The sequence below is a fragment of the Salmonella bongori NCTC 12419 genome (assembly GCF_000252995.1).
GTDB lineage: Bacteria > Pseudomonadota > Gammaproteobacteria > Enterobacterales > Enterobacteriaceae > Salmonella > Salmonella bongori.
In genome coordinates, this window is sequence record NC_015761.1 from 3537932 (window position 1) to 3564900 (window position 26969).

Consider the following 26969-nt stretch of genomic DNA (forward strand, 5'->3'; position numbering starts at 1 on the left):
GGCCCCTTACTTCTTATGCCGAATACGCGGGTTCACCACGCCGTACAGCAGGTCTACCAGCAGATTGACGAGAATGATCATCGTCGCTACCAGTAACACTCCACCCTGCACCACCGGATAGTCACGGCGTTGCAGCGCATCGATCAGCCAGCGCCCCAGCCCCGGCCATGAGAAGATGGTTTCCGTCAAAATCGCCCCGGCCAGTAGCGTCCCCACCTGTAAACCAATGACGGTAACCACCGGCAGCATGGCATTACGCAACGCGTGCACGATGATGACGCGCATGCGGGTTAGCCCTTTCGCGCGGGCGGTACGGATATAATCTTCGCCCAGCACTTCCAGCATCGACGAGCGGGTCATACGTACAATTACCGCCAGGGGAATGGTGCCGAGAACCATCGCAGGTAGGATCATATGCGCCAGCGCATCGATAAAGTTACCCTCTTCGCCCCAAATAGCGGTATCAATCAGCATGAAACCGGTCAACGGATTGGTATCGTCAAGGAACACCATATCGCTAACACGCCCGGAAACCGGCGTCAGATTCCAGTGTACGGAAACCAGCATAATCAACATCATGCCCCACCAGAAAATCGGCATAGAGTAACCCGTCAGCGCCAGGCCAACGGCAGTATGATCGAAAATAGAACCGCGTTTTACGGCAGCGAGTACGCCAACCGGGATCCCTACGGCGGTGGCGAAAATCATCGCGCAGACACCAAGTTCCAGTGTCGCTTTAAAGCGCGGCACAAACTCGTCCCATACAGGAATACGGCTTTTCAGCGAGATGCCTAAATCGCCATGCATCACTCCCCAGATATAATGGAGATACTGCTGCCACATCGGTTTATCAAGACCGAGTTCAGCCAGCAGTTGCGCATGGCGCTCAGGGGAAATGCCTCGCTCACCCGCCATGATCATCACCGGATCGCCGGGGATCATATGGACAAACGCAAAGGTGAGAAGGGTAATACCGATAAACGTCGGGATGACGAGTCCCAAACGTCGGAGAATGAACTGCAACATAACCCGGATTCTCTCTCAGGACGCACGGCCTGGAACCGTGAGTCGCTATTGCTCACAAATATTATCCCGCTCAAAATGCGTTGCGGAATAAAGCATTACGCCGGGTGGCGCTACGCTTATCCGGCCTACAGAAGGCCGGGGCGTAGCGCTTCCTGCGATGCTTTTAATTATTCGATAGAGACGTTGTCGAAGTGGTGTTTGCCTAATGGATCAACTACATAACCTTTGACTTCTTTACGCACTGGCTCATACACGGTGGAGTGCGCGATGATCAGCGCTGGCGCCTGCTCATTCATCACAACCTGGGCCTGTTTATAAAGTTCAATACGCTTGTTGTGGTCATCGGTCGCACGCGCAGGCTGGATTAAGTCTTCAAACGGCTTGTAGCACCATTTAGAATAGTTGGAGCCTTGTTGCGCAGCATCGCAGCTAAACAGAGTGGCAAAGAAGTTATCCGGGTCGCCGTTGTCGCCGGTCCACCCCATCATCACCGTCTGGTGCTCGCCATCTTTAGCACGTTTGAGGTACTCACCCCATTCGTAGGTGACGATTTTGGCCTGTACGCCAATTTTCGCCCAGTCTGCCTGGATCATTTCCGCCATACGGCGCGCGTTCGGGTTATATGGACGCTGTACTGGCATCGCCCACAGATCGATGGTGAAGCCTTTTTCCAGCCCCGCTTCTTTCAACAGCGCTTTGGCTTTTTCCGGATCGTAGGTGTAATCCTTGATGTCGTCGTTATAGCCCCACATTGTCGGCGGGATCAGGTTTTTCGCGGCAACGCCTGCCCCCTGATAAACCGCTTTGATAATCGCTTCTTTATTCACCGCATAGGTCAACGCCTGGCGAACTTTTACGTTATCCAACGGTTTTTTCTGCACGTTATACGAGAGATAGCCGACGTTCAGCCCAGGTTGCTCCATCAACGTAATATTTTTATCTTCCTTCATTCGGGCGATATCAGCTGGGTTCGGGTACGGCATCACCTGACACTCATTTTTCTGCAATTTGGCGTAACGCACGGAGGCGTCAGGCGTAATGGAGAAAACCAGGCGATCGATTTTCGGCTTCTGGCCCCAGTAGCCGTCAAACGCTTTGTAGAGAATGCGGGAGTCTTTCTGATATTGCATCAGCTGGAATGGCCCAGTACCAACCGGGTTCAGATCCACTTTTTCTGGCGTACCCGCTTTCAGCATGTTGTCGGCGTATTCTTTGGAAAGAATAGAGGCAAAGTCCATGGCTAAATCAGCCAGGAAAGGCGCTTCCGGACGCGTCAGTACAAACTGTACGGTGTGGTCGTCTACCTTCTTCACTTCGCTAATCAGATCCGGCAGGCCCATCCCCTCAAAGTATTCATAGCTGCCGCCAGACACTTTATGGTACGGATTCTGTTCATTTTTCTGTCTGTCGAAAGAGAACACGACATCATCAGCGTTCAGCTCGCGTGTGGGTTTGAATTCTTTACTGGATTGCCATTTCACCCCTTTACGCAGGTGGAACGTATAGATTTTGCCATCCTCACTGATATCCCATTTCTCAGCCAGACCCGGAATGACTTCTGTGGTACCGGTTTTAAATTCAACCAGACGGTTATAAATAGGTACAGAGCTGGCGTCATAGGTAGTACCAGACGTAAAAAGCTGTGGGTTAAAACCTTCCGGCGAGCCTTCTGAACAATAAACCAGGGTTTTGGCCTGTACGCTTGCTGCAACCGTCATTGCCACCAGGCTCAGACCAAGCTTCAGCATCCCTGACTTCTTCAAGGAAATACTCATTCTTCTGCTCCAATTGTGATGTATGTTGTTTTGCCCTTTGCAGTGGCTTTACCGCCCAGCCTTTTTTGTTTTTTACCTGGTCAGGTCAGTAGTGAGAGGGGGATTCCGTTCGCATAAACGACTGAGTTGCAGTGCGGATTCTCCATAAAATGCCCCTCATTCCCTACAATCTGTCAATAGAATGTCAAAACGTCAATACAGGTAACCAGCTTTTACAACAACGGTGAGAATTAACAAACAAAGATTAAAAAAAGTTCAGAAGGGTATTTTCAGCAGAGAAATTTGTGCTACGGGCAGGAAGGCAGAGTTATTCACTTAATACTTTGCAACAATTAGTGATTAACAATTAGTCTTTATTTGCAAAATTTCTTTCGATATGTTGATTATCTGAGCGATTAATGCCACGAACGTTAAAACGCACAGGCGAAAATGCTGAGGTTCTCTGTAAGCAGGGCGAAAAAAAGACGCATCCGGAGAGATAAAAGACAATGGAATATGTCACAGAACGATGAATGAGCAGGCCGTCATGCGGCCTGCTGCGATCACAAAAACGTGTTTTTCACCCTGTTCCGGGTACGTTTTTCACTCCAGTTGAATAATGAGTTCACCAGAATAGCCGTCAACGTCCCTGCCGCCATGCCGTTACCAAAGACCATCTGTACGCCCGCCGGGAAATTCTGATACAGGCCAGGAACCAGAATCGGCAACATGCCCATTGCCAGCCCCATCGCCAGAGCATAGGTTTTACCCGGTGTATGCAACGACTCACGTGCGATCATGTCAATGCCGATCACCCCAATAATACTGAAGACAATGACCGCCGTACCGCACACAACCGAACCTGGCAGACAGGTCGCCAGCCGTACTAACGGCGCAAATACCGCAATCAGAATAAGCATTCCGCCGGCAGCCGCCGTCACGAAGCGTGACTTCACGTTGGTGGTGCGCACTACCCCAATATTTTCACCAGAGGTAATAATCAATGACGTACCAAAAATACCGCCCAGCAGCGACATCACTGCATCACCGCGAATGGTACGTGGAATCGCCTGCTGAACATTCTGCGTGGAATTGACAATTTCTGCCGTCGCAATCGTTTGCCCGGTAGCTTCAGCCATAGAGATCACCGCGTAAATAAGTAACGGCAATGAAGCTGAAAAGTCAAAAATCGGCCACCCGAACGGAAAAAGCTGCGGGAAGCTAAATAACGGGCCGTGATGAATACCGCTAAAATTGGCCTCGCCTAACCCCATCGCCAGCAGGGTTCCTGCCAGGAGGCCGAACATCACCGCCAACTGACGCAAGATACCGCTAAACGCCAACGCGAAGATCAGCGTTATCAGAATAGTCCCCAGCGATAAAATGATACTGGTTGGATGTGCAAATTCAGAGCTACCCGGCTGACCAATAATCAACCCACCGTACAGGCGAATAAGGTTAATTGACACCATCAGCAGCATAATGCCGATAATAAAAGGCGGGAAGTGGTGCAGGCAGCGACGAAAAATCGGCAGAGCCAGAAAATAGAAGAGTGACGTTAAAATCACCGCGCCAATTGCCGTCTGGATATTGGTCTGTAAAGCGATCGCGACAAAAATCGCAATCGGCGCGCCCCCCGGTACCATGATGAACGGCAGGCGTGCGCCCACACCTTTTACACCAAGGCTTTGCAGGATAGCGCCCAACCCGCACATCAGAAAGGTCGCGCTAAGTACCGAGGCGGTCACCGTATCGGTAAAGTGCAGTGCTTTCGCTACCAGAAACACGGAAGTAATAGGGGTGGCGGCCACGACCAGCACATGCTGGAGCGCCAGAAGAAGTGTCGTTTGCCAGGGTAAAGCATCGTTATCCGGCTCAACAAGACCATGTTGCGGCATGATTAGCTCCCATTAAACATCAAAAAATGACCGCCAGCATGTGCTGGCGATCTGCATTATTTCAACCAGCTTATGGCTTCAGCGGCATAGCGATGCGCGCGGAAAGCGCTATTCTGTTTTCCGGGAATAATGCCTTTACTCAAATGCTCCGGATATTCATTAAAGAACGGAATGATATATTCCCACACCGTTTCGCCTTCCGGCGTCACTTCAAACAGACGCCCAAAAGCCGATTCACAGATAAACGTGTTGCCGTTCGCCAGCCGCTGCGCGCTACCCATATAGGGGGAGAAGAAGGCCGGGGGGAAGATATCGCGATATTGCCAGGTGATGGCTTTGGTCTGCGGATCAAACTCCAGCACCGTCGAATGCGGCGAGGTGACGCCAGGGCGCAGATTGCCATTATCAAAGACCAGAATGGCACCATTTTCCATCTCAACCGGCGTATGCTGCTGCGCGACAACGTCCGGTCCCACGTGCCAGACAACCTTTCCACTCTCTTTGTCCACAGCGATAACACCAGAAGTGGTACGCAGGCTCATCAGTACCAGGCCATTACGCGTCACAGATAAGCCGTTGATCATCGGCCAATGACGGCGGTCAAAAATAGCATGTATTGGGAACACTTCCGGGTTCAGGTGTTCCCAGGCATGCCATTCCCATACGACTTCCCCGTTGCGATTGACCTCTTTAACCACATCGCTCTGAATGACGCCATCCGGCGCATCGCGACGCGGATCACCACCAGTAACACGGGCTGCAATATCAGCAGGCAGCGGTGACGCGGCGGTATACAGCAGGTTGCCATTTGTCAGCCATTGCGCATCATGGTGATGGAAGATGTCTTCATAGCGCCACACCACTTCATTATCCGGCGTCACTTCATAAAAATCACCGCCATGCCAAAGATCCCATGCCGGATAGAGATTTGCCGAGGTGCGGTGGCTACCGTTATACCCCAGATTACCGTTCGGCAGCAGTACCGCATCACGCCCGGCGCGAACCGGGAGCTGCCACTGATGCGCCACTTCGCCTTGTTCATCCACCAGGTAGACCCGCCCTTCTGCGGTTTGTGGCGCAAAAAGCGTATAACCGCCGAAGCTCTTTGCTTTATCAGCATACGTAAGGCCAGCCAGACGGCGTCCAAGGGTGAAAGTTGGGTCCTGAGTTAAATGTGCCACATCGCCTCCTGAGGAATAAATTTGCGTCAAAATACTCTATTAAAACGTTTTAATGAAGGTTTTTTTGCAATCTTCAGACAGAAAAGGCAAACGTTATCGTTTGGTAAATATGTTACCCTGTGCAAAAATCCCCGAAGGCCAGGAAACCGATGACTGCTCAAAATAAAAAACGTGCAAAGTTGATTGATGTTGCCCGTTATGCAGGCGTGTCGCCAGGTACGGTATCCAATGCGCTACATAACACCCGCTTTGTCGAGCCGCAGACACGACGACGTATTGAAGAGGCTATTGCTGCGCTCAACTACACGCCGAATATTCGCGCCCGCCAGCTACGAACCGGAAAAACCAATACCATTGCCCTGCTCTCTTCGGTGCCGCTGACGATTGCCTCCGGCGCATCACGGCTGGGATTTATGATGGAGGTTGCGTTAACGTCTGCGATGATGGCACTGGAAAAACAACATGCGCTGATTCTGGTGCCGCCGGGCGCAAATCCGCTGGATGCGGTCAGCTTCGACGCCGCGATCCTGATTGAACCGGCAGAAAACGATCCGCAACTCCAGACGCTGGCGCAAGCGGGCATTCCCTGTGTCACGATTGGCCGCACACCAGGTGCCGGCGTACCTGTACCGTGGGTTGAACTACACTCCGCGGCAACAGCACAGCTTCTGCTCACCCATCTGGAGACATCCGGCGCCAACAAATGTGCGCTATTTGTTAGCAATACGCGACGAACCTCGGTTCTGGAGAGCGAAGCGACTTATCAGCACTGGTGTGAAGGGCGCCAGCAACCCGTCATCTATTACCTTAATGAAAGCGATGGTGAAAATGCTGGCTACCAGGCAGCGCATCAGTTACGGCAGGCACATCCCGACATCGACGGCGTGCTGGTACTGATCGATACCTTTGCCAGCGGCGCGGTGCGTGCTTTTCAGGAGCAGGCCGTGGCCATACCCGGGCAGATGCGCGTGGTCACACGCTACGATGGCATCCGGGCACGCGAATCCCTGCCGCCACTGACGGCGGTGAATATGCATCTTGATGAGGTGGCGCGGCAGGCAATCACACTATTATTTGATGTACTGGCGGGTAAGAAAGTCAGCCACAGCGACGGGATCATGCCGGAACTGGTCGTGCGGGCATCAACCTCCCGGTGACAGGCTCGCCCTGCGGGCCGTTGCTGCCGCAACGTTCTCTCGCTTCGCTCGGGTCGAACCTCTTGCCCCCGGAGGTTCTCATCCTCTTCAGGCTTCAAATGCAAAAAACCCTGCTCGTTGAGCAGGGTTTTGAATTTGGTCGGTGATAGAGGATGACTCGCCACTCCGTGGCTCGCCCTGCGGGCCGTTGCTGCCGCAACGTTCTCTCGCTGCGCTCGGGTCGAACCTCTTGCCCCCGGAGGTTCTCATCCTCTTCAGGCTTCAAATGCAAAAAACCCTGCTCGTTGAGCAGGGTTTTGAATTTGGTCGGTGATAGAGGATTCGAACCTCCGACCCCTTCGTCCCGAACGAAGTGCGCTACCAGGCTGCGCCAATCACCGAATGCGGGCGCATCTTACTGCTCAGCCGAACGCCCGTCAATCCCTTAGTAAAAAAATGACGATCAATCGGCGAGAAAGTCGGCATCCCCCTTACTTCCCGGCGATTTTCTGCCCATCGGGAATATGGCACCAGTTATTGTTCTCGTTAATCCCGCCGTCTGGCGAGGTATACCCCAGACACCCCATTATCGTATCGTACAGTTCCACATGACGACGCGGCACTTTGATCTCCGCCTGCTGTTTCAGGTGAGCAAACATCTGCGCATGTTGCGGATTGGCAAGATATTTATCCGACATCCAGACCAACATCGGAACGCGGAACTGCTCCGGCGGCGCCATGTTGCGCGGCGTACCGTGTAAATGCTCGCGTTCGTTAATCGATTCACCGTGGTCAGCCGCGTAGAACACAATCGCTTTTTTATCCCGTAGTTGATCAAACACGTTGGTAATAAAGTGATCAACATAGGTCACGGAGTTGTCATAGGAGTTGATCATCTGTGCTTTCGTGCAGTTGCTATCTACCCCAATACACTCAGGTTTCCACTGGGCGTAGCTACGTGGATAACGCTGGGTATAGTTAAAATGCGACCCTTTGGTATGCAGGATAATCAGGTGCTTACCTTCCGGATTTTGGGTTAGAGAATTCTGCATCTCATTAATCAACAGCATGTCGTCAACCGTTTTACCGCGATTACGCGGCTCCGCGCCAATCTGCTCGCGGTAAGCGATATTGTCAGCCATAGTGTTGCTGTAGAACCACATCTCGCTCTGCATCGCATACAGATCGGAACTAAAGCCCAGTTGTTTTAATACCGCAAAGACATTCTGTTCTTTTAGCGTGCGCTGTGGATTATCTTCCGCGCCGTCTTCCCGCACAAACATACAGCGTAATGAAAGTTTGGTTGCGGTATCGCACGAATAGCCGCGAAACGCCGCCAGATTTTTTTCCTGCGCCAGCTTCGGCGTGGTGTTACGTTCGTAACCAAAAATACCCATATGGTCCCAGCGCGTCGTCTCGCCAATAATGAACACCACATAGGTATCATCGATATCCTTCGGCGCTACGTAGGTAAACTTCTTCGCCGGGTCGATCAATGAATGATAGTCAGACGACTCATCCACCTGCGCCCAGGCATACAGTCCTAACGCAGATAACCAGTTTGAAGGCAGATAAGAGTTCGCTACCACGCCGCCATAGCTGGGTAAATCAATTCCCGTCGCCCGTTCAACCTTTTTCTGCTGTACATCCAGCAGACGGATAGGCGCCCACACCATTACGCCCGCGAGTACCACCACAGCAGCGCTGCGAAAACGCTGCCCCGGCGTACGTAACTGGCGCAATAATGTATAGCGACAGCGATTACTCCAGATAAAGAGTAGCGGAAGCACGCTCACGGCAATCAGCCATAATACAAAGTGCAGTCCCACCACCTCTTTCGAAAGATCGATATCAGTGGTCATGACGGAGGCAATAATGCCGTAGCCAATCACCACATTGAGAAAAGTCATATAATAACTGGCGCCAGCGGAAAATAGCACCACCAGCGTGGCCAGCACACGCCAGACTCGCCGGCCAAACAGCGAGAGAAGACGAAGTAAAAAGAAGGTCGCCAGTACCGTGGCGCCCAGCTCAACAACCGCAGAGATTCCTTTCCAAACGGTAAATTCTTGCGCATAGCTGCCGAAACGGCGATAAAACACGGCGCAATTCATAAACAGCCCGATATAGAGCGCAAGCAAGAAACTTAATTTCTGCTGCGTCATCGATTTAATGTATCTCATGCAAACAAACCCTGGAAATCGGGAAAAAAACGACCTGTACAACGATTGTTTAATCAAACAGGTAAATATGCAGCTAACGCAGATGTGAGAAAGTCTACAAGCGCGGCTAAGTAGACCACAGGATGAGCGAAAAGTGTCTATAGAGAATGTGATCGGCGATGATTTTTACAAAAAATCAGTAAAAATGGAAAAGGGCCAGCGAACTGGCCCTCAGTGATTACTCGTATACGACGCTAAAATTCACCGTCGCATTTGCCGTACCAACGGTGGCATCCGGTTTAACAGGCACATAGCTGGCGATATAGTTCAGCTTGTTCGTACCATCAAACCAGACGGTGTGTTCTACGGGCGTAGAGTCAGTACTGGAGGGGTATTGCTGCACCCCGCCAGACGTTTTAATTTTTAACGCTACGCCCGTCGCGCCGCCGCTATCCAGGGCAAAAAGCGATGGGTTGGTGGCATCTGCCGTACCGTCCATCGTGACGTAGGCCTTTGTGGCATACTCGCAATCTTTTAAGCCAATGCTAAAGCTTTTCTGGTTCAGCTCTTTACCCACTCTTGCCGGGCGCTGAAGCACCACGGTATCCATATTGACGTCGATACTGTCGCTTTCCAGTTCACAGGTAGCCGCATTAATAGTAATGGTGAAGTGGATATCACCAGCAGAACCGATATTCGACGGTGCCGCCATCACGGAGGCGGTAAGCAGTAAGCACGCTGGCATCAAGGCATGAAGGGTTTTCATCCTGCTTACTCCACATCAATACTCATGGTGGCTATTCCCTCGAACTTCCCGGCGGTCGGCAATTTGCCGGTGGTACTGATGGGGTAAGCCGAAATGGTCGTTGAGGCGGTTCGGTGCGTGCCGTCAACAAGACCCGATACATCCAACTCCTGATTAACGCTGGTGTCATTTGGCACTAAAATATTACCGTTATCGCCCTCAATGACAGCCCCGATATCCGGGTTGCCCATATCGATAGCATTCGAGTCATTGGCGTTTGGCATTCCCTCAATACGCAGGAAGATCTTTACGCCATCGGAAATATTGGTGCACTTAAACTGTAGCTCTTTGGTGAATTTCGTGGCGTTCTTAGCAATTTGCCCCTTGCGATCTTTAAAGTCACTGGCCTTAAAGTCACCAAAGGGTATTTCAATCGTGCTGCCGTTGGAGAGTTCGCAGCCCTGAGGAACAACCACTCGTCCACTGATATAAACCGACGCTAAGGCAGTAGTACCATAGACACCTGGCTTTTTAGTACCGAAAAGGTCCAGAAGTTTTGTGGACGGGATAACCTGCTCACCGACAAACGGGTGAGTTATTTGCAAATTTATTGTTCCAGTACTTCCAGTAATATAATTCCCTGGCTCACAGTCAGTGGTTCCATTTGCTGATTTATTGGACAGATCGGTAAACGGAATAGGGACAAGACCGTTATGATAGATCGTTATCGCACCCGAAAATGCCAAATGACTGTTAATCTGAAAGTACTGATAACCACCAACAACATTCGCTAAAGGCAGATCGCTTGTTGCCTTATAATATTCTGGAGGATAGGGCTCCTTGCGATCGGCTACTGCAGGGCATTCACAGGTTCCCTTATATGACCCCCCCACATCCCATGAATAGAAATTTTCGATAATTGATCCACTCTCGTTCTTTGAGGGGTCAGAAATCGTTTGATCAAATGAGGGGGAATAAACTTTCGTTCCGCCAACCGCTTCGCAAGGCCCCCAATCCGCTGCCGCCGCCTGGCCAGAAAACAGCACCGACCCGCCCATCAGGCCCGCAAACGTCATCAATTTTTTCAACATACTTGTCTCCTCCCTGTTACTGGCAAACGGCATTCGCCATCACTACGCCGGTATTATCCTGTTGTTCCGGCAGCGTAAACGCCACGCGGCATTGCTGTGCCTGGTCTTTACCCCAGTTCACCTGAAGGGCGCCTTTCTCCGGCATCCCGCTGATATAAAGTTGCCCGTCTTCACCCACGATACTGCTGGACTCTTTTTTGGTATCCAGCAACGTGGCGGTCGCACCAAACGGCACCGCTTTGCCATTCGCCTGCGTCAGGTTCATTAGCACGCGATAGCCCACGCGGGTATCGAAGCGGGCACGAACAATTGCGCCGCGCGTCGGCACCACGTTGACGGAGGCGGTATCCAGGTCAACCCGGTTGTTCAGACTGTCGCTTCGCAGTGAGACTTCCGTTTCACGGTACGGAGTGAGGTAAGGCACAACCGCATTACCCATCCAGTCCACTTCCACACCGCCGTTGTTGATCACATGCGCGCCGCGCGCGCCCGGTGCGGAGATAATGGCCATGGATTCACCCAGCGGCTGAGAAAGGGTGATGCCTTCACTATGGGCTATCACACCGCCGCGCAGACCGTAGTTCACCTGCTGGCCGTCACGGTTGTAGTTGTAGCCCAGGCTGGCGCTACCCATGCCACCCTGGTAATCCAGGTTCACGCTGCCGCTGTTACCCTCGCCGTTGCTGCCGTAGCCTTCCTGCACGCTATAGTTCAGGTTGCGGTCTTCCAGCACGGCACCGCTGACGCCCAATTGCTGGTTGGTTCGCCCATGCTGATCGGTCGTGAGGCGGTAGTTACTCCATGCACGTCCCAGGGGAATCGACATGGAGAATGACAGCAGACGATCGCTCTCATCCCACTCCGGGCTTTTCGTCCAGGTGTAAGCAACGCTGTAGCTCACGCGGCCAATACGGCCGTTGTAACCGGCATTCAGCGAACGTTGCTTACCTTCATCGTTCCAGTAATCCTGCTGGGTGACGTTGAAATAGACCGACCCCCAGGTGCCTAGCTGCTGCGTTACGTTGCCCTGAATCTGACTACGTTTGTGGTACTGGCTATACGAGCTGTCCGCATCGCTACGGACATCCGTCGCTTCCTGGAAGGTGTAATAGCCGCTGGTCGAATACTTGTAACCCAGCAGACGGAAATCGGTACCGCTGTTAAAGCTCTTAGAGTAGAGGAAACGATAAGACTGACCTTCCGAATTCTCTTCATTTGCCAGCTTACTTTTTGCCTGGGTTACATCGATGGAGACCGCACCGATATAGCCGAAGTTTTTACCTAATCCTCCCGCCAGCGAATAATAGTCGTCAGAGAAGATTGAACCACCGTAAACGGTAAAGCCATACGGCAGGCCGTACATGGCATCAAGCTGCCCGAATTTCGGCTCGGCGCTGTTATAGTTCCCGGCGCGGTATTCCCCGACGGAAAGGCTGTACTTGAGATGGCCTTCACGCTGGAGGATCGCCACCGCGGAGAACGGCTGAACGAACTTCTGCTCGCTGCCGTCCGCTTCTTTAATGGTGACCGTCAGGTCGCCGCTGTTTGAAGTTGGGTACAGGTCGTTAATTTCAAACGCACCCGGCTGAACAAACGTACGGTAAATAACGTAGTTGTTCTGTTCAACGGTGACTTCGGCGTTACTTTTGGCAATACCCCGGATGACGGGTGCAAACCCGCGCTGGCTGTCAGGCAGCATCTCTTCGTCGGAAGTTAACTGCGCACCGCGCATCTGAACACTGTCAAAAATATCACCGGCGGTGGAGGTATCCCCCAACGTCAGTTGTGATTTCAGCGGTACAATGGCACGACTTAAGGATGTACCAATGTTATCCCATTTGTTGTTACCGTCGTTTCGCGTCCAGGTACTGTAGTTACGTAACCGCCATGCCCCCAGGTTCATACCGCTGCGCAGGTTTAGATAGTAGCTGTCGCTGTTGTAGCTGGTATCACTGTCGTGCGCGTCATAGCTGGCGTTGCTGCCGGAGAAGTTATAATCCACCAGCAAGGCATTCACCCCTTCATCCCACTGCGATTCTGGCACCGTACCGCGCGCTGTCTGCTTCATCGCAGCCTGCGGGAAGCTCATGATCAGGGTCTGGTCTGCAAAATCGAAATGGCTGGCGGCCTGGGGAATAATGTCGTCAAAAGCAACACAGGCTTCAGGCGGCGCCATTTTCAGCGCCGGGAAGCTATCAATACGCACGCCCATATCTTCAAGCTGCACGCGGCTTAAGCACGGCACCAGGGATTCACCCATTTTTGCGCGCTGCGCCTCTGTCGCTGCCTTAAACTCCAGGGTGCGAGACTCCATTTTTTTGTCGTTGACCACCACCGAGACGCGGTATTTACCTGGAAGCTGTTCAGCTTTATTAGATTCATACATTGAAAGGTCGACGTGCTGATCAATTCCCGGCACATCCTCCAGAAAGCGCGGGTTAAATGTTCCCGCATACGCGGGGAGCGTCCCCGCTACCATCAGCGCAAGCGCAGACTGCGTGAAACGCGAGGTCTTATTGCCCAGAGGAAGATGCGTCCATGTCATAATAATAATCCTTTAAAACGTGTTAATTAACGCGCTGTGTCAACATGTCGCCAGCCGTGCCAAAGTCATTAATAATGTTGTATTTAACTTCGCTTACCTTGCCGGTGCCGGCTGGCAGTTCAATATTCAATGAGCCTTTTGCCGGAACCATTCCCGTTTTTTCAATATCACGACCGTTGGCATAAAATTTATTAAACGTCAGGTTAAAGGCAGAGGGGTTTTCCACTTTGATCTGGTTAGCCCCGGCGCTGGTGAACTGCAGTTTGTTCCAGCCGTCCATGCTATTGCCTTTCAGGCCCGCCGGGCGATAGAACAGTTTTAAGCGGGTACGTACGGCGATCTGCAGTACGTTTTTAGCTTCCGCGTCTTCACTTTTAGCAGGAATAGCTTTTACGTTAACCCAATAAACGGACTCGCGATCCTGCGGTAACGTGTTCGTCGTATTAACAATACGTAAAACGTTATTTTTAGTCGGACTTAATTTAAATAACGGCGGAGTGATGATAAAGGGCGTTTTTTTATTACCATTAGCATCATCAATCCATGACTGAATGAGAAATTCATCCGTGGTACTTTTATTATTTACCGTAAGAGAAGCTTCCTTTCTACTACCGTCATAAATAACACGCGTGCTGCTTAATGCCACGCCACCGGCAAAACTGTTTTGAGCAATCAGCGCCACCACCAGTGCTGCGCAAGATATCAAACGTGAGCGGTTCATGATTCTCTTCCTGAGCCTCCGCTGGAAAAATGGCAACGGGGTTTCCGTTGCCATTGTGATTATCTGTATTAACGAAAATTCGATTATTCGTAGGACAGGTTGAAGTCCACTTCTGCGTTACCGTAACCGGTAGTTACATCTGCTTTAGTTGCAACGTAGTTAGCGGTGTAATACAGCACGGTCTGACCAGCAGCCAGCGTAGTGGTGGATTTACCGGTGTTCATTTCAACAAGCTTGTTAGCGTTGTCGTAGATACCGATGCCCACGCCAGTTGCCGCACCTGCTTCAGTGTTAACAGAAACCAGTGTCGCATCGTCTGTATCACCAACGCCATTGAAGCTTACGTTAACTTTGGTGTTAGAGGTGATGTCACAGTCTTCCAGTTTGATCTGGAAAGGCTTAGAAGAAGACTTGTCGCCAATGTTTTTGAAGATATTTTTCTTCACCTGACCCAGCACAACTTCCTGGTTCTGAGAGTCAGTAGAAACAACGCATGGCGCGTCAACAATTTCGCCGGTGAATTTAATGGTGCCGTCACCAGATTCAGCAGCGAAAGCAGAAGTGGAAACAACAGCAAGAGCAGACAGTGCAAAAATAACCTTTTTCATTAAAAACTCCATTTATGATGGTAGATAACAGAACGCATCCTTAGAGTTATCTGCATTCTGTGAGGAAATGGAGTGTATAGAGATGGGTATTGGATTTTATAATTAGTATATATAAAAATAATTTTCAGTTAAGCTTAAAAAGAATAAAAATCAAGGCATTAAAAATGCATCGCGCATAAATATAAACTTTTATTGAGAATAAATTAATATAATTAATATATTATTTCTTCCGATCCATAAAAAAGTTAAATACCTAGCCTTATTTATTAGACGTTTTTTTGGCTACAATTAATTATGTATTTGTGCTAAATAAAAAAGAGCGCCTGATAGCGAATGCCGAGATCAACGCTTTACGTTCCGGGAACCCTTTTACACAGTTAGAAAGCCTTAACAGATAGCCTGCGCCGTCCGCTAGTCCAGCCAGCACACCGGCGCTCAGCCACAGCATCATCAGATTGTTGGAATGCGTCGTTAAAAAGAAGCCAACACCGAACAAAATCCCGGACGCCATGGTGACGCGTTTTACGCCAAAACGTTCCTGCAATTTGGCTGCTACAGAGCAGGCCGGAACTCAACAGGCCAAAGGAAAACGCCCCCTGGCTAATCGGTTCATCCTGCCTGGCGGAAAGCGCGCCATTGAACACGCTCCAGGCATAGACAGAGCCTAATGCAAATTGGGTAATGATGGCGCCGACCAGGGCCAGCCAATGAGTACGCTGATAATCAGAACTTTTCATGGCCGTCTTCCTGCATAAACAAAAGGGAAATTCTCTGCCCACAACCATAACGAAATGCATTTCGGACAAGAGGGAAAACGGCATGAAGTGCCATCAGCACGGAATGAATTGCATTGATTGCGGAATGAATGACGATGCAAACATTCATAAAATTGATTTTTAAACGCTGGTTAGCGCCCACTTCCGCCACAAGCGCTGTTATCACTACGTTTAAATTGTAATTCTGAAGTTAAAATTTGGCGCTTACCCCCATGGTATACAAATAATCGCTATCCGTAGCGCTATTTTCCGCCTGGGAAAACGCCGCATATGCCGCCAGATGTGGGTTAAGCAACATGTCCGCACCCACGGTAACATCCAGCCAATTCCCCTCCTGGCTCGCTGCGGTCATACGGCTCAGCCCGGACTGCGCTTTCCAGATATTCTCCCCGAACTGCTGGTTGTAACTGATCTGTGCCCAGGGACGCACATCGCCAAACTGCGAGTTTACCCGCCAGCCTAGCGTACTGACGCTGGCATGCCATAACGGATCGGTGAAGGCTAATACCGTCGCGCTGTCGCCATATTCGTTATACATTGATGACGTTGAACCATCGTAATGCAGAGCCGCGACCGGACCGGTGGTCACATAGCTGGAAACCGGAAAGTTCCAGCCCATACTGATCCCGCTGGTCGCATCAAGAGGGGTTTCAACCGCCAGGTTCAATACCGGACCCGCCGCATTTTGCGTAGACTGAATGCGTTCGGCCAGGATGTCGTTGTAATTTGGTTGGTGATCGCTGTCCCAGGTATAACGTTCCGTCGTATGCCCGGGAGCGGCTTCAGCGATATATTCTTGTTGCCATGCATACGCTGCATTGATAAAAAACGAACAAGCCATAAGGCACGCCAGACAACGCAATGCCCGGCGACCACGGCGTTTTTTTACAATCATCAACGCGACTCCAGAGTAGAGCCGAATTCGGCGATATTATTGTCATTGAATGAAGGATGTCGGGCATCAGCCCTGTATTAACTATTATCCTTTTAGCGGGTCCGTCAAGGCGGGTGGAAGGAAATTTTCGCGATAACAACAACGAGGAAGTCTATGCAGCGTTGCGGCTGGGTTAGCCAGGAGCCCCTTTATATTGACTATCATGACAACGAGTGGGGTGTGCCTGAAACTGATGGCAGAAAGTTGTTTGAAATGATCTGTCTTGAAGGCCAACAGGCCGGTTTATCCTGGATCACCGTGCTTAAGAAACGGGAAAACTATCGCGCCTGTTTTCATCAATTTGACCCGGTACGCATTGCGACCATGCAGGAAGAGGATATCGAACGTCTGCTGCAGAATGCGGGCATTATTCGACATCGCGGGAAAATTCAGGCCATTATCAGCAATGCCCGCGCCTGGCTTGCGATGGAGCAAAACGGCGAATCTTTCGCCGATTTTGTCTGGTCATTTGTTGATGGCCAGCCGCAAATCACCCGGGCAGCCAGTCTGGACGAGATCCCCACGTCAACCCCCGCGTCCGATGCGCTTGCTAAAGCATTGAAAAAACGTGGTTTCAAGTTTGTCGGTACGACCATCTGTTACGCCTTTATGCAGGCGTGCGGACTGGTCAACGACCACATTACCGGCTGTTTTTGCCATCCGGGAGAAAAACATGATTCGCAAATCCCAGAGTGAAGACATGGCGTCTATTCTGGCGCTGTGGATGAAAAGCACCATTTATGCCCACCCCTTTATTGAAGAACGCTACTGGCATGAGAGCGAAGCGGTCGTGCGCGACGTCTATTTACCCGCCGCGCAAACCTGGGTATGGGAGGAAAATGAACAACTAAAAGGTTTCATCAGCGTGCTGGAAGCCCGTTTTGTCGGGGCGCTGTTTGTTGCCCCCGACGCGTTAAGACAGGGTATTGGTAAAACGCTTCTGGAATTCGTACAGCAGCGTTTTCCACTGCTGAGTCTGGAGGTTTACCAGAAAAATCAATCAGCCGTAAACTTCTACCATGCACTTGGTTTTCGCATTGAAGATAGTGCCTGGCAGGAAGATACCTCCCACCCTACCTGGATTATGAGTTGGCAGGCGGATCAAATGCCGTAAGGGGTAACACCGGGCCGGTATATTTCTCAAACCAGACCAGCGCGGTATTGCCCGCACAGCCGTTCCCCAGCCGCGAACTGGGAAGGTCTTTCGTCAGGATGTTTACCGCGCCATTTTTACATATACCACCCGCGCCAGGTTCAGGGTCCGGCCATGCGCCTTCGTGAATACAGATAACGCCAGGCCGAATCCCTTCGGTAACGACTGCGCCTGCCAGGATCTGCCCACGCTGATTCCAGACACGCACCGTATCGCCATTAACGATTCCGCGCGCCGTCGCATCCTGCGGATGTATCGTTACCGGTTCGCGCCCGGCGACCGCATATCGCTCCCGTAACGAACTGTAATTAAGCTGACTATGCAGGCGGTGTGCCGGATGGGCAGAAAGTAGCTGAACTTGCCCCACTTCCGCGTTTCCATGCCACTCGTCCGGCGAAAGCCACATCGGATGGCCGGGGCAATCTGCGTAACCATAGCTGGCGATGCGCGCCGAATAGATTTCGATTTTGCCGCTGGCTGTTTTTAGCGGATAGCTGACAGGATCGCGCCGAAAATCCGCGAAGCGCACAAACTGCGCGTTGGCCGGGTTTTCCGGCATCTCAAATAAACGGTTAGCCTGCCAGAATGCGGTAAACGGCGGCAGCGTCACCCCCTGGCTGGCACCACGCTGGGCGGCAATATTGTAGAAGGTCTCCAGCCACGCCAGCTCGCTTTTTCCTTCGGTGAACCGCGCGTAACCGCCGGTTTCCCATCGTTCGCTCAGTTCAGCAAAAACGTCAAAATCATTCCGCGCCTCCCATCGGGGCGACACTACCTGCTTCATCGGCGCCAAATGCTGATTGCTATAGTCGCCGGTCATGGTTAAATCGTTACGCTCATAGCTGGTGGTCGCGGGCAGAACAATATCCGCGTGTTTCGCGGCGGCCGTCCAGAAACATTCAGAGATAACGACCAATTCCGGTTTTTGCCACGCACGAACCAGACGGTTAGTATCCTGATGATGGGTAAAGTTCGCGCCGCCCGCCCACCAGATAAAACGAATATCCGGGAAGCGGCGATCCATACCATTGTGTTGGTAAAACCCACCGGGGTTTTCCAGCGCCTCAACAATACGCGCTACCGGTATTTTATCTACCGCATCGACGCCGCCCGGAATGCTGCCCTGCATTGACGCCAACACGGCGGCGCGTCGCGTCGGATTGCCGCCATTAGCAAAATGATAAGAAAAACCAAACCCGCCGCCTGGCGTACCGATTTGCCCAAGCATCGCGGCCAGCGTGACGATCATCCAGTGCTTTTGCTCGCCAAACTGTTGGCGCTGCATTCCCCAGCCAGCCATCAACATGGTGGTGTTATGATGAAATATTTCCGCCAGTTCGCGGATTTTCACCGCAGAAACGCCGCAAATTCCCGCCGCCCATTCTGCTGTTTTGGCCGTACCGTCGGTCACGCCCATAAGATAATCGGCGAAGATGTCATAACCTGTTGTGCATCGGGCAAGGAACGCCTCATCCTGCCAGTCATTTTCCACCAGCGTATGGGCGATCCCCAGCATTAATGCCACATCGGTGCCCATATGCGGGGCGATCCACTCCATCTTATCGCCAAAAAAATCCGCACTCTCCGATCGCATCGGATCGATGCAGATCAGGCGTTTCCCCCTTTTTCGCAGCGCTGCAACATAACCGAGTCCCTGTTCATCCGAAGCGTTCCAGGCAATTTTCAAAGTGTTAAGCGGATTGGCGCTCCAAAGCACCACCACGTCGCTATGTTCCAGCACGACAGGCCAACTGGTCTGCTGTTGGTATACCTCGTTGCCACCCACGACATAAGGCATGATGGCCTGCGCCGCACCGGTGGAATAATCACCAAGATGACCGGTATAACCTCCCGCCAGTGCCATATAACGTTGTAATAGCGTGGCCGCTTTATGCAATACACCGTTTGAACGCCAGCCGTAGGAGCCGGCAAAAATAGACGATGGTCCATAACTTTCGCGAATACGTTTGTGCTGAGCGTGGATCAAGTCCAGCGCCTCATCCCAGCTTACGCGAACAAACTCATCTTGCCCGCGTACGCCTTGCGGGTTATCGGGAGAAGCCAGAAAACCTTTACGCACCATCGGAAAGCGAATCCGTGTTTTGCTGTGTACCTGGTCATGTACAACAGTTTGCAGAGAATTTTCATGTGCCGTCGGGAGTTCGCCATAAGAGGCAAAAATCCGTTCTCCGTCGGTTTCAACACGGACAGGCCCCCAGTGTGCAGCGGTCAATACCGAATAGCGCGATGGTGCGTTGGTCAAAGTTCGCTCCTGAATCATTGGGCTTATTTATTATGCCGATCAATGTTACTTACAAATTTCAGAGTTTTCCCTGGAATTTTCTTCATGCGCAGACGTCATAATCAACCGCCACGGTCGCTGTGGTAAAAAATAAAAAAGTGATAAGGATTTAAGATGAAAAAACGTGTACTTGTGATTGCTGCCATCGTGAGCGGCGCCCTGGCGGTATCTGGCTGCACAACAAACCCTTACACCGGCGAACGCGAAGCAGGTAAATCCGGCATTGGCGCGGGTATCGGTTCGCTGGTCGGCGCTGGCATCGGTGCGCTCTCTTCCTCCAAAAAAGATCGCGGTAAAGGCGCGCTGATTGGCGCGGCGGCTGGCGCGGCGCTGGGCGGCGGCGTTGGCTACTACATGGATGTCCAGGAAGCGAAACTGCGTGACAAAATGCGGGGGACGGGCGTTAGCGTGACGCGAAGCGGCGATAATATCATTCTGAATATGCCAAATAACGTCACCTTCGACAGCAGCAGCGCGACGCTAAAACCGGCAGGCGCCAACACACTGACCGGCGTGGCGATGGTGCTAAAAGAGTATCCTAAGACCGCTGTCAACGTGGTGGGTTATACCGACAGTACTGGCAGCCACGACCTGAATATGCGTCTGTCGCAACAGCGTGCTGACGCCGTGGCCAGTTCGCTGATCACCCAGGGCGTTGAGGCCAGTCGCATCCGTACCACCGGTATGGGCCCCGCAAACCCGATCGCCAGCAACAGTACGGCAGAAGGTAAAGCGCAAAACCGCCGTGTCGAAATTACGTTAAGTCCATTGCAGTAAACTACCGTACCGGGTAACGCGGTATGCGTTACCCGGCCTGCATGATTTCCCTTCAGATCGGATAAATGTCGCAATCCATGCCTCCACCTCCACGACATGGCTACCAGTGGAGTGGAAATCGGCTGGCTGATTATTGCTAAGCAGGTTAATAATAAGTCTGTTCCGGTTAGCGCATTCCGCGCTTTCATTCTGATTTACGGGGAGCCGCATGAAGCCGTCCATCATTCTCTACAAAAGTCTGCCTGATGATTTGCTGCATCGTCTGGAGGCGCATTTTACCATCACGCAGGTACCAAACCTGTATCCGGAAACAGTAACGCGCCACGCGCAGGCATTTGCCCGCGCGCAGGGCCTGCTGGGCGCCAGCGAAACCGTTAACCACGCGCTGCTGGAAAAAATGCCGGCGCTACGCGCAGCGTCAACCATCTCGGTAGGATACGATAATGTTGATGTGGACGCCCTTACTGCCCGCAAAATAGTCCTGATGCACACGCCTGGCGTGTTGACGGAAACCGTTGCCGATACGATGATGGCGCTGATACTGGCCACTGCCCGCCGCGTGGTAGACGTCGCGGAACGGGTTAAAGCAGGTGAATGGACTGACAGCATCGGCCCGGCGTGGTTTGGCATCGATGTGCACCATAAAACGCTGGGTATCGTTGGCATGGGACGTATCGGAATGGCACTGGCGCAGCGTGCGCACTGTGGGTTTACCATGCCGGTTCTCTATAATGCCCGTCGGCGGCATCAGGAAGCGGAAGATCAGTTTAATGCCCGCTATTGTGATCTGGATACCCTGTTGCAGGAGGCCGATTTTGTCTGTGTGATCCTGCCGCTAACGGATGAAACACGACATCGGTTTGGCGCAAAACAGTTTGCCATGATGAAATCATCCGCTATTTTCATTAATGCCGGGCGCGGGCCGGTAGTTGATGAAAACGCCCTGATTGCCGCGCTGCAAAACGGCGAAATTCATGCGGCAGGCCTGGATGTTTTTGAGCATGAACCGCTCCCTGTGGACTCGCCCCTGCTAACCATGCCAAACGTCGTGGCGGTACCGCATATCGGATCGGCAACGCATGAGACACGCTACAACATGATGGCCTGTGCGGTGGATAATTTGATTGATGCGCTGCATGGAAGCATAGAGAAGAACTGCGTGAATCCGCAGGCGGCAGGTTAAGGCGACAGGCCCGATGAGCACATGCCAGCGCTCATCGGGCAGACTGTTATTACTGGGTCGCGTTTACCGCCGCCGTCCAGGCTTGATTAAATGCCTGATGCTGCGAAGCCAACGGACCAATCAGCGCATTATATTGGCTGGCCTGTTGTGACGTCGGGAACTGAATGCCGTTCGCGACAAAACTCACCTGCTCGCCCTGCTGCGCAATATAATCGCCCACTTGTACCAACTGCTGCGTAAAGATCTGTGCCGCCGGGATCAGCGGCTGCAGAGCATCCGCCGGAACGGTGACCACTTTTTTGTAGACCTGATCGAACACCGGTTTCAGGTCATCGGCCTGCTTTAACGCGCCATGTGCGGCATCAGCCTGCAGTTTTGCGTTCTGCAACTGTTGCGCCAGTACGCCTAAGGAACCATTTGCCTGCCGTAGCGGCTCGCGTTGTGTCATATAATCCTGCGGAACGCGGATGGCGTTAACGCTATCGACCACCGGGCGCAAACCGGAATCCATCGCCTGGTTTACCTGCTGCGAGTAGCCGTACAGAATGGCGTAATCAGACACGAACGGACCAAACTGTTTTTTCTGATCGGCCGTCAGCGTTGGTAAACGCTCCCCGCTACGCATTGCTGTATTCTGCAGGAAATCGACAAACGCTTTGCGCTGATCGCCTTCTTTATCAAAACACCCGCTCAGGCTAAACACCATTAATAACGCCATAACAGGCGCAAACCAGCGAGAGCAGGACTTACCTGTCGCCATTGTTAATACTCCTTTCACCCAAAAATGCGCACAACGACACCTGCGTGCCTGACGGCTTACAAGGATAGTCCAGGTCAGGCTTGCAGGATACCCTTTCCACGCGATCTTATAGCGGAAAATTGTGTTTATCTGCCTTAGCGCTCATTTTGTTATTTTTTTGTTAAATTTCCATCTATCACCGCAGTAAAAAGCGCGGCAAGAAAGCTTTCCATCAGGTAATGTAATATTTTTTAATCTTTACAAATGTTTCCTGATATACCGATATATCTTCCTGAATCAAATCGTTAGCGCCCTAAAAGTCGCTTAGCGTAAGTCATCGAAACGACTCGCCGACGCCCCCTCATGGCGAGCCGCCTACCGCCCGGGATTTTCCCGACTATTCTTAATAGGCTTCGATGCATTTCACGATCCCGCTGTGTGATTTACAGGAGTTCTCAATGGAATATAAAGATCCGATGTTTGAGCTGCTGAGCAGCCTGGAACAAATTGTTTTTAAAGATGAAACGCGAAAGATCACCCTGACGCAAAAACCCAATCCTTTTACCGAATTTGAACAGTTACGGAGAGGAACAGGGCTAAAAACAGATGAATTCGCCAGAGCGTTGGGCGTAACGGTTGCCATGGTTCAGGAATGGGAATCGAAACGCGAAAAACCCACGCCAGCAGAACTCAAATTGATGCGCCTGATACAGGCGAACCCACGAATAAGTAAGCAGTTGATGGAGTAATTTTTACGACTTTCTGTTTTAACGGTCCTGCGTAAGGGCCGTTTCCCCCGCTCACTCCCCGCTAAGAGAAATAAAGTAAAATAAAAGTTGCATCGCCCGGCATTACATGAGTTAATAAGCTCAACGGTTTGACGTACAGACCATTAAAGCAGTTTAGTAAGGCAGTCCCCTTCAAGAGTTATCCATTAGATACCCCTCGTAGTGCGCATTTCCTTAACGCTTAAAAAATCTGTAAAGCACGCCATCACGCCGAAAGGCACACTTATTTTTTAAAAGGTAATACACTATGTCCGGTAAAATGACTGGTATCGTAAAATGGTTCAACGCTGATAAAGGCTTCGGCTTTATTACTCCTGATGACGGTTCTAAAGATGTGTTCGTACACTTCTCCGCCATTCAGAACGATGGTTACAAATCTCTGGATGAAGGTCAGAAAGTTTCCTTCACCATCGAAAGCGGCGCCAAAGGCCCGGCAGCTGGCAACGTAACCAGCCTGTAAGCTTTACTTTAAAAGCTCAGAATTCAGGATCCCTGCCAACTGGCGGGGATTTTTTTATTGCACATTTCCACTTCACCTCTCCCTTATAACTTTGCATTACTTTACCCAGTGTCCCTTTGACCTTTCCCTTAGGGGAACCCCTATAGTAGACAAGGATATTGTTCACAAGGAATTGAAGTTATGTCGAAATCATCATGGTTATTACTTTTGGGGTTATTCACCAGCGGCTCCGCGCTTGCGGCGTCTACCGAATCCGCTTTTCTGGCACAACACGGTCTGGCAGGAAAAACGGTTGAGCAGATCGTGGATACCATTGATCAAACGCCGCAGAATCGGCCTTTGCCTTACTCTGCATCCATTACCAGTACCGAGCTAAAATTATCTGACGGCGAGCAGATTTATACCCTGCCGCTAGGCGATAAATTCTATCTCTCTTTTGCGCCCTATGAATGGCGGACACATCCCTGCTTTAACCACAGTCTTTCCGGCTGTCAGGGAGAAATGGCAGATAAAACCTTTAAGGTGAAAATCACGGATAACAAAGGTGACGTCATCCTTGATAAGCCCATGAAAAGCTATCAAAACGGCTTTATCGGCGTATGGCTACCGCGCAATATGGAAGGTACGGTTGAAGTAAGCTATAACGGCAAAACGGCGTCACATGCCATTTCTACCAAAGATGAGAGCCAGACCTGCCTGACGGAATTGCAGTTACAGTAATTGCGCCCACGTTGATGCCCGGTAGCGCTTTGCTTATCAGGCCAGGAGCTGATGCAAACAGTAAACAGGGTGCATTGAGACTGCATCACGCCAAAAGAAAGGTGGGGAATGACTCCCCACCCCAATACTCTTACCGTGTAATATCACAGACTAAACAACCCGCCCACAGGCAAGTGTTTAGTTATTAGCATAACGCTTACTGCAACAGCGAAATATCCGCAACCTGCAGGAACAGCTCACGCAGTTTCGACAACAGCGTCAGACGGTTGATACGTACGTCTTTATCGTCCGCATTTACCATCACATTCTCAAAGAACGCGTCTACCGGCTTGCGCAGGGAGGCCAGTTCAATCAGCGCATCCTGATAGCGACCTTCAGCAAAGTATGGCTGCAGCTTATCACGCAGCACCACCAGGTGTCGGGCCAGCTCCATTTCCGCTGCCTCTTTCAGGACGGAAGCGTGAACGATGTCATTCAGCGTTTCGTCAGACTTCGCCAGGATGTTAGAGACGCGCTTGTTCGCCGCCGCCAGCGCGGACGCCGCTTCCAGGGTACGGAAGTGCGAAACCGCCTTCATACGGGCGTCAAAGTCCGCCGGACGAGTCGGACGACGCGCCAGCACCGCCTGAATGGTGTCAACGCTGTAGCCTTCGTCCTGATACCAGGCGCGGAAACGGCCCAGCATAAAGTCGATGACATCATCCACTACGTTGGCATTGGTCAGCTTATCGCCGTACAGACGCACGGCTTCTTCGGTCAGCGTTTGCAGATCCAGGTTCAGGTTCTTCTCAACGATGATACGCAATACGCCCAGCGCAGCGCGACGCAGCGCAAACGGGTCTTTGTCGCCTTTCGGATGCTGTCCGATACCGAAAATACCCGCCAGGGTGTCCATCTTATCAGCAATCGCGACCGCACAGGCCACCGGGTTAGACGGCAGGTCATCGCCAGCAAAACGCGGCTGATACTGCTCGTTCAGCGCCACGGCAACATCTTCCGCTTCACCATCATGACGTGCGTAGTGCATCCCCATCACGCCCTGAGTGTCGGTGAACTCGAAGACCATGTTGGTCATCAGGTCGCACTTGGACAGCAGACCCGCACGCGTAGCATGATTCACATCCGCGCCAATCTGCCCGGCAATCCAGCCCGCCAGCGCCTGAATACGATCGGTCTTATCGCGCAGGGTACCCAGTTGCTGTTGGAACAGCACGGTTTGCAGACGCGGCAGATGATCTTCCAGACGTTTTTTACGATCGGTATTGAAGAAGAACTCGGCATCCGCCAGGCGCGGGCGCACCACTTTTTCATTACCAGAGATAACTTGCGTCGGATCTTTGGATTCGATGTTAGCGACAAAAATAAAGTTCGGCAGCAGCTTGCCGTCATCGGCATACACCGGGAAGTATTTCTGGTCGCCTTTCATGGTGTGAACCAGCGCTTCAGCCGGCACCGCGAGGAATTTTTCTTCGAATTTCGCGGTCAGCACCACCGGCCATTCGACCAGCGAGGTGACTTCTTCCAGCAGGCTTTCGCTCAGATCGGCCTTACCGCCGATCTTACGCGCCGCGTCTTCAGCATCCGCTTTAATTTTCGCTTTACGCGCTTCATAGTCAGCAACGACTTTGCCGCGCTCCAGCAGGATTTGCGGATACTGATCGGCATTGTCGATGGTGAACTCCGGCTCGCCCATAAAGCGGTGACCGCGAATGACGCGATCGGACTGAATGCCCAGAATGGTTGCCGGGATCACCTGATCGCCCAACAGCAGCGTTACGGTATGCACCGGACGCACGAAATGCACGTCAGACGCGCCCCAGCGCATCAGTTTTGGAATCGGCAGTTTAGCCAACGAGGTAGCGACCATGTTCGGCAGCAAGGCTTGCGCGCTTTCGCCTTTTACATGGGCGCGATACAACAGCCACTCACCTTTTTCGGTTTTCAGGCGCTCGGCCTGGTCAACGGTGATCCCGCAGCCGCGCGCCCAGCCTTCAGCCGCTTTGCTGGGTTTGCCTTCAGCGTCAAACGCCTGAGCAATCGCCGGGCCGCGTTTTTCGACTTCGCGATCGGGCTGGGATTCAGCGAGATGAGCTACCTTCACCGCCAGACGGCGCGGGGCAGCAAACCATTCAACGTTACCGTGCGCGAGGCCAGCGTTATCCAGCTCCGCAGTGAAGTTCGCAGCAAAGGACTCCGCCAGGCTGCGCAGGGCTTTTGGTGGCAGCTCTTCGGTGCCAATTTCCACCAGGAAAGTTTTCTCAGACATGGCC

General features: G+C 51.9%; 22 protein-coding genes, 1 tRNA gene, 2 other RNA genes and 3 pseudogenes. 9 read left to right on the forward strand and 19 right to left on the reverse strand.

What is annotated here, in order from left to right; all coding sequences use genetic code 11:
* Positions 1-6 precede the first annotated feature (6 nt).
* The 4 genes from dppB to SBG_RS16760 form a co-directional block, all read right to left on the reverse strand.
* Positions 7-1026, reverse strand: coding sequence for a dipeptide ABC transporter permease DppB (gene dppB, locus SBG_RS16745; protein ID WP_000938840.1), 1020 nt, complete (start codon positions 1024-1026; stop codon positions 7-9).
* Between the two features lie 167 nt (positions 1027-1193).
* On the reverse strand, positions 1194-2801 hold the full coding sequence (gene dppA, locus SBG_RS16750; RefSeq protein WP_000028042.1) for a dipeptide ABC transporter periplasmic-binding protein DppA: 1608 nt from the start codon (positions 2799-2801) through the stop codon (positions 1194-1196).
* A gap of 542 nt (positions 2802-3343) precedes the next feature.
* Entirely contained in the window at positions 3344-4678 is a 1335-nt protein-coding gene (locus SBG_RS16755; protein ID WP_001135577.1) for a uracil-xanthine permease family protein, read from the reverse strand.
* Between the two features lie 56 nt (positions 4679-4734).
* Entirely contained in the window at positions 4735-5859 is a 1125-nt protein-coding gene (locus SBG_RS16760; protein WP_000940801.1) for an aryl-sulfate sulfotransferase, read from the reverse strand.
* A 149-nt stretch (positions 5860-6008) separates the two neighbouring features.
* Here SBG_RS16760 and SBG_RS23500 point away from each other — a divergent pair.
* Positions 6009-6113, forward strand: a pseudogene (locus SBG_RS23500) (LacI family DNA-binding transcriptional regulator); the annotation flags it as partial.
* A 47-nt stretch (positions 6114-6160) separates the two neighbouring features.
* On the opposite strand, the gene SBG_RS23220 reads toward SBG_RS23500, so the two are convergent.
* Positions 6161-6535 carry a hypothetical protein gene (locus SBG_RS23220; protein ID WP_231845613.1) on the reverse strand — a complete coding sequence of 125 codons (375 nt, stop codon included), beginning with the start codon at positions 6533-6535 and terminating at the stop codon, positions 6161-6163.
* On the opposite strand from SBG_RS23220, the pseudogene SBG_RS23505 reads away from it, so the two are divergent.
* A pseudogene (locus tag SBG_RS23505) lies at positions 6426-6947 on the forward strand (substrate-binding domain-containing protein); the annotation flags it as partial. The gene SBG_RS23220 and the pseudogene SBG_RS23505 sit on opposite strands and share 110 nt — an antisense overlap.
* Positions 6948-6987: 40 nt before the next feature.
* Here the strand turns inward: SBG_RS23505 and SBG_RS22150 are convergent.
* The 11 genes and pseudogenes from SBG_RS22150 to SBG_RS16815 form a co-directional block, all read right to left on the reverse strand.
* A non-coding RNA gene (locus SBG_RS22150) (RtT sRNA) lies at positions 6988-7116 on the reverse strand.
* A gap of 36 nt (positions 7117-7152) precedes the next feature.
* Positions 7153-7286: non-coding RNA, RtT sRNA (locus SBG_RS22155), on the reverse strand.
* Positions 7287-7319: 33 nt separating this feature from the next.
* Positions 7320-7396 (reverse strand) — tRNA-Pro (locus SBG_RS16775).
* Positions 7397-7486: 90 nt separating this feature from the next.
* Positions 7487-9178, reverse strand: a complete 1692-nt coding sequence (gene eptB, locus SBG_RS16780) for a kdo(2)-lipid A phosphoethanolamine 7''-transferase (RefSeq protein ID WP_001269267.1) — start codon at positions 9176-9178, stop codon at positions 7487-7489.
* A gap of 217 nt (positions 9179-9395) precedes the next feature.
* Entirely contained in the window at positions 9396-9923 is a 528-nt protein-coding gene (gene lpfE / locus SBG_RS16785; RefSeq protein WP_000853794.1) for a long polar fimbrial protein LpfE, read from the reverse strand.
* Positions 9924-9928: 5 nt separating this feature from the next.
* Entirely contained in the window at positions 9929-10993 is a 1065-nt protein-coding gene (gene lpfD, locus SBG_RS16790; RefSeq protein ID WP_000914406.1) for a long polar fimbrial protein LpfD, read from the reverse strand.
* A gap of 16 nt (positions 10994-11009) precedes the next feature.
* Entirely contained in the window at positions 11010-13538 is a 2529-nt protein-coding gene (gene lpfC / locus SBG_RS16795; RefSeq protein ID WP_000220318.1) for an outer membrane usher protein LpfC, read from the reverse strand.
* Between the two features lie 22 nt (positions 13539-13560).
* Positions 13561-14259: a long polar fimbrial chaperone LpfB gene (lpfB, locus tag SBG_RS16800; protein ID WP_001082120.1), complete on the reverse strand. Its 699-nt coding sequence runs from the start codon at positions 14257-14259 to the stop codon at positions 13561-13563.
* Positions 14260-14342: 83 nt separating this feature from the next.
* A complete protein-coding gene (lpfA, locus tag SBG_RS16805; RefSeq protein WP_024135138.1) occupies positions 14343-14867 on the reverse strand; it encodes a long polar fimbria major subunit LpfA in 525 nt (174 codons plus the stop codon).
* 325 nt (positions 14868-15192) lie between these two features.
* Positions 15193-15604 (reverse strand): annotated as a pseudogene (locus SBG_RS16810) (oxalate/formate antiport family MFS transporter); the annotation flags it as partial.
* A 229-nt stretch (positions 15605-15833) separates the two neighbouring features.
* The gene (locus SBG_RS16815; protein WP_000635897.1) at positions 15834-16538 is read right to left on the reverse strand and encodes an autotransporter outer membrane beta-barrel domain-containing protein; all 705 of its coding nucleotides are present in this window, start codon (positions 16536-16538) and stop codon (positions 15834-15836) included.
* Positions 16539-16691: 153 nt separating this feature from the next.
* Between SBG_RS16815 and tag the strand changes: the two genes are divergently transcribed.
* Complete coding sequence (gene tag / locus SBG_RS16820) at positions 16692-17273, forward strand: DNA-3-methyladenine glycosylase I (protein WP_001188433.1); 582 nt, start codon at positions 16692-16694, stop codon at positions 17271-17273.
* On the forward strand, positions 17251-17691 hold the full coding sequence (locus SBG_RS16825) for an N-acetyltransferase (RefSeq protein ID WP_000619907.1): 441 nt from the start codon (positions 17251-17253) through the stop codon (positions 17689-17691). The genes tag and SBG_RS16825 overlap by 23 nt, the downstream gene beginning before the upstream one ends.
* On the opposite strand, the gene SBG_RS16830 is transcribed toward SBG_RS16825, so the two are convergent.
* Positions 17660-19993, reverse strand: a complete 2334-nt coding sequence (locus SBG_RS16830; RefSeq protein ID WP_000180210.1) for a molybdopterin guanine dinucleotide-containing S/N-oxide reductase — start codon at positions 19991-19993, stop codon at positions 17660-17662. The genes SBG_RS16825 and SBG_RS16830 overlap by 32 nt on opposite strands.
* Positions 19994-20146: 153 nt before the next feature.
* Here SBG_RS16830 and SBG_RS16835 point away from each other — a divergent pair, with 153 nt between their 5' ends.
* A complete protein-coding gene (locus tag SBG_RS16835) occupies positions 20147-20809 on the forward strand; it encodes an OmpA family lipoprotein (RefSeq protein ID WP_000747611.1) in 663 nt (220 codons plus the stop codon).
* 208 nt (positions 20810-21017) lie between these two features.
* Positions 21018-21992 carry a glyoxylate/hydroxypyruvate reductase GhrB gene (gene ghrB / locus SBG_RS16840; protein WP_000804668.1) on the forward strand — a complete coding sequence of 325 codons (975 nt, stop codon included), beginning with the start codon at positions 21018-21020 and terminating at the stop codon, positions 21990-21992.
* A 49-nt stretch (positions 21993-22041) separates the two neighbouring features.
* Here ghrB and SBG_RS16845 read toward each other — a convergent pair whose 3' ends face one another.
* The gene (locus SBG_RS16845) at positions 22042-22752 is read right to left on the reverse strand and encodes a DUF3053 domain-containing protein (protein ID WP_000190519.1); all 711 of its coding nucleotides are present in this window, start codon (positions 22750-22752) and stop codon (positions 22042-22044) included.
* A 437-nt stretch (positions 22753-23189) separates the two neighbouring features.
* Here SBG_RS16845 and SBG_RS16850 point away from each other — a divergent pair, with 437 nt between their 5' ends.
* The 3 genes from SBG_RS16850 to cueP all read left to right on the forward strand — a co-directional run bounded on the left by SBG_RS16850 (position 23190) and on the right by cueP (position 24699).
* Positions 23190-23480, forward strand: coding sequence for an HTH-type transcriptional regulator (locus SBG_RS16850; RefSeq protein ID WP_000455789.1), 291 nt, complete (start codon positions 23190-23192; stop codon positions 23478-23480).
* Positions 23481-23766: 286 nt separating this feature from the next.
* Positions 23767-23979 carry a transcription antiterminator/RNA stability regulator CspE gene (gene cspE / locus SBG_RS16855; protein ID WP_000014594.1) on the forward strand — a complete coding sequence of 71 codons (213 nt, stop codon included), beginning with the start codon at positions 23767-23769 and terminating at the stop codon, positions 23977-23979.
* A 180-nt stretch (positions 23980-24159) separates the two neighbouring features.
* A complete protein-coding gene (cueP, locus tag SBG_RS16860) occupies positions 24160-24699 on the forward strand; it encodes a copper-binding periplasmic metallochaperone CueP (RefSeq protein WP_000047151.1) in 540 nt (179 codons plus the stop codon).
* Positions 24700-24895: 196 nt separating this feature from the next.
* Here cueP and glyS read toward each other — a convergent pair whose 3' ends face one another.
* The gene (glyS, locus tag SBG_RS16865) at positions 24896-26965 is read right to left on the reverse strand and encodes a glycine--tRNA ligase subunit beta (RefSeq protein ID WP_001291752.1); all 2070 of its coding nucleotides are present in this window, start codon (positions 26963-26965) and stop codon (positions 24896-24898) included.
* Positions 26966-26969: the final 4 nt, after the last annotated feature.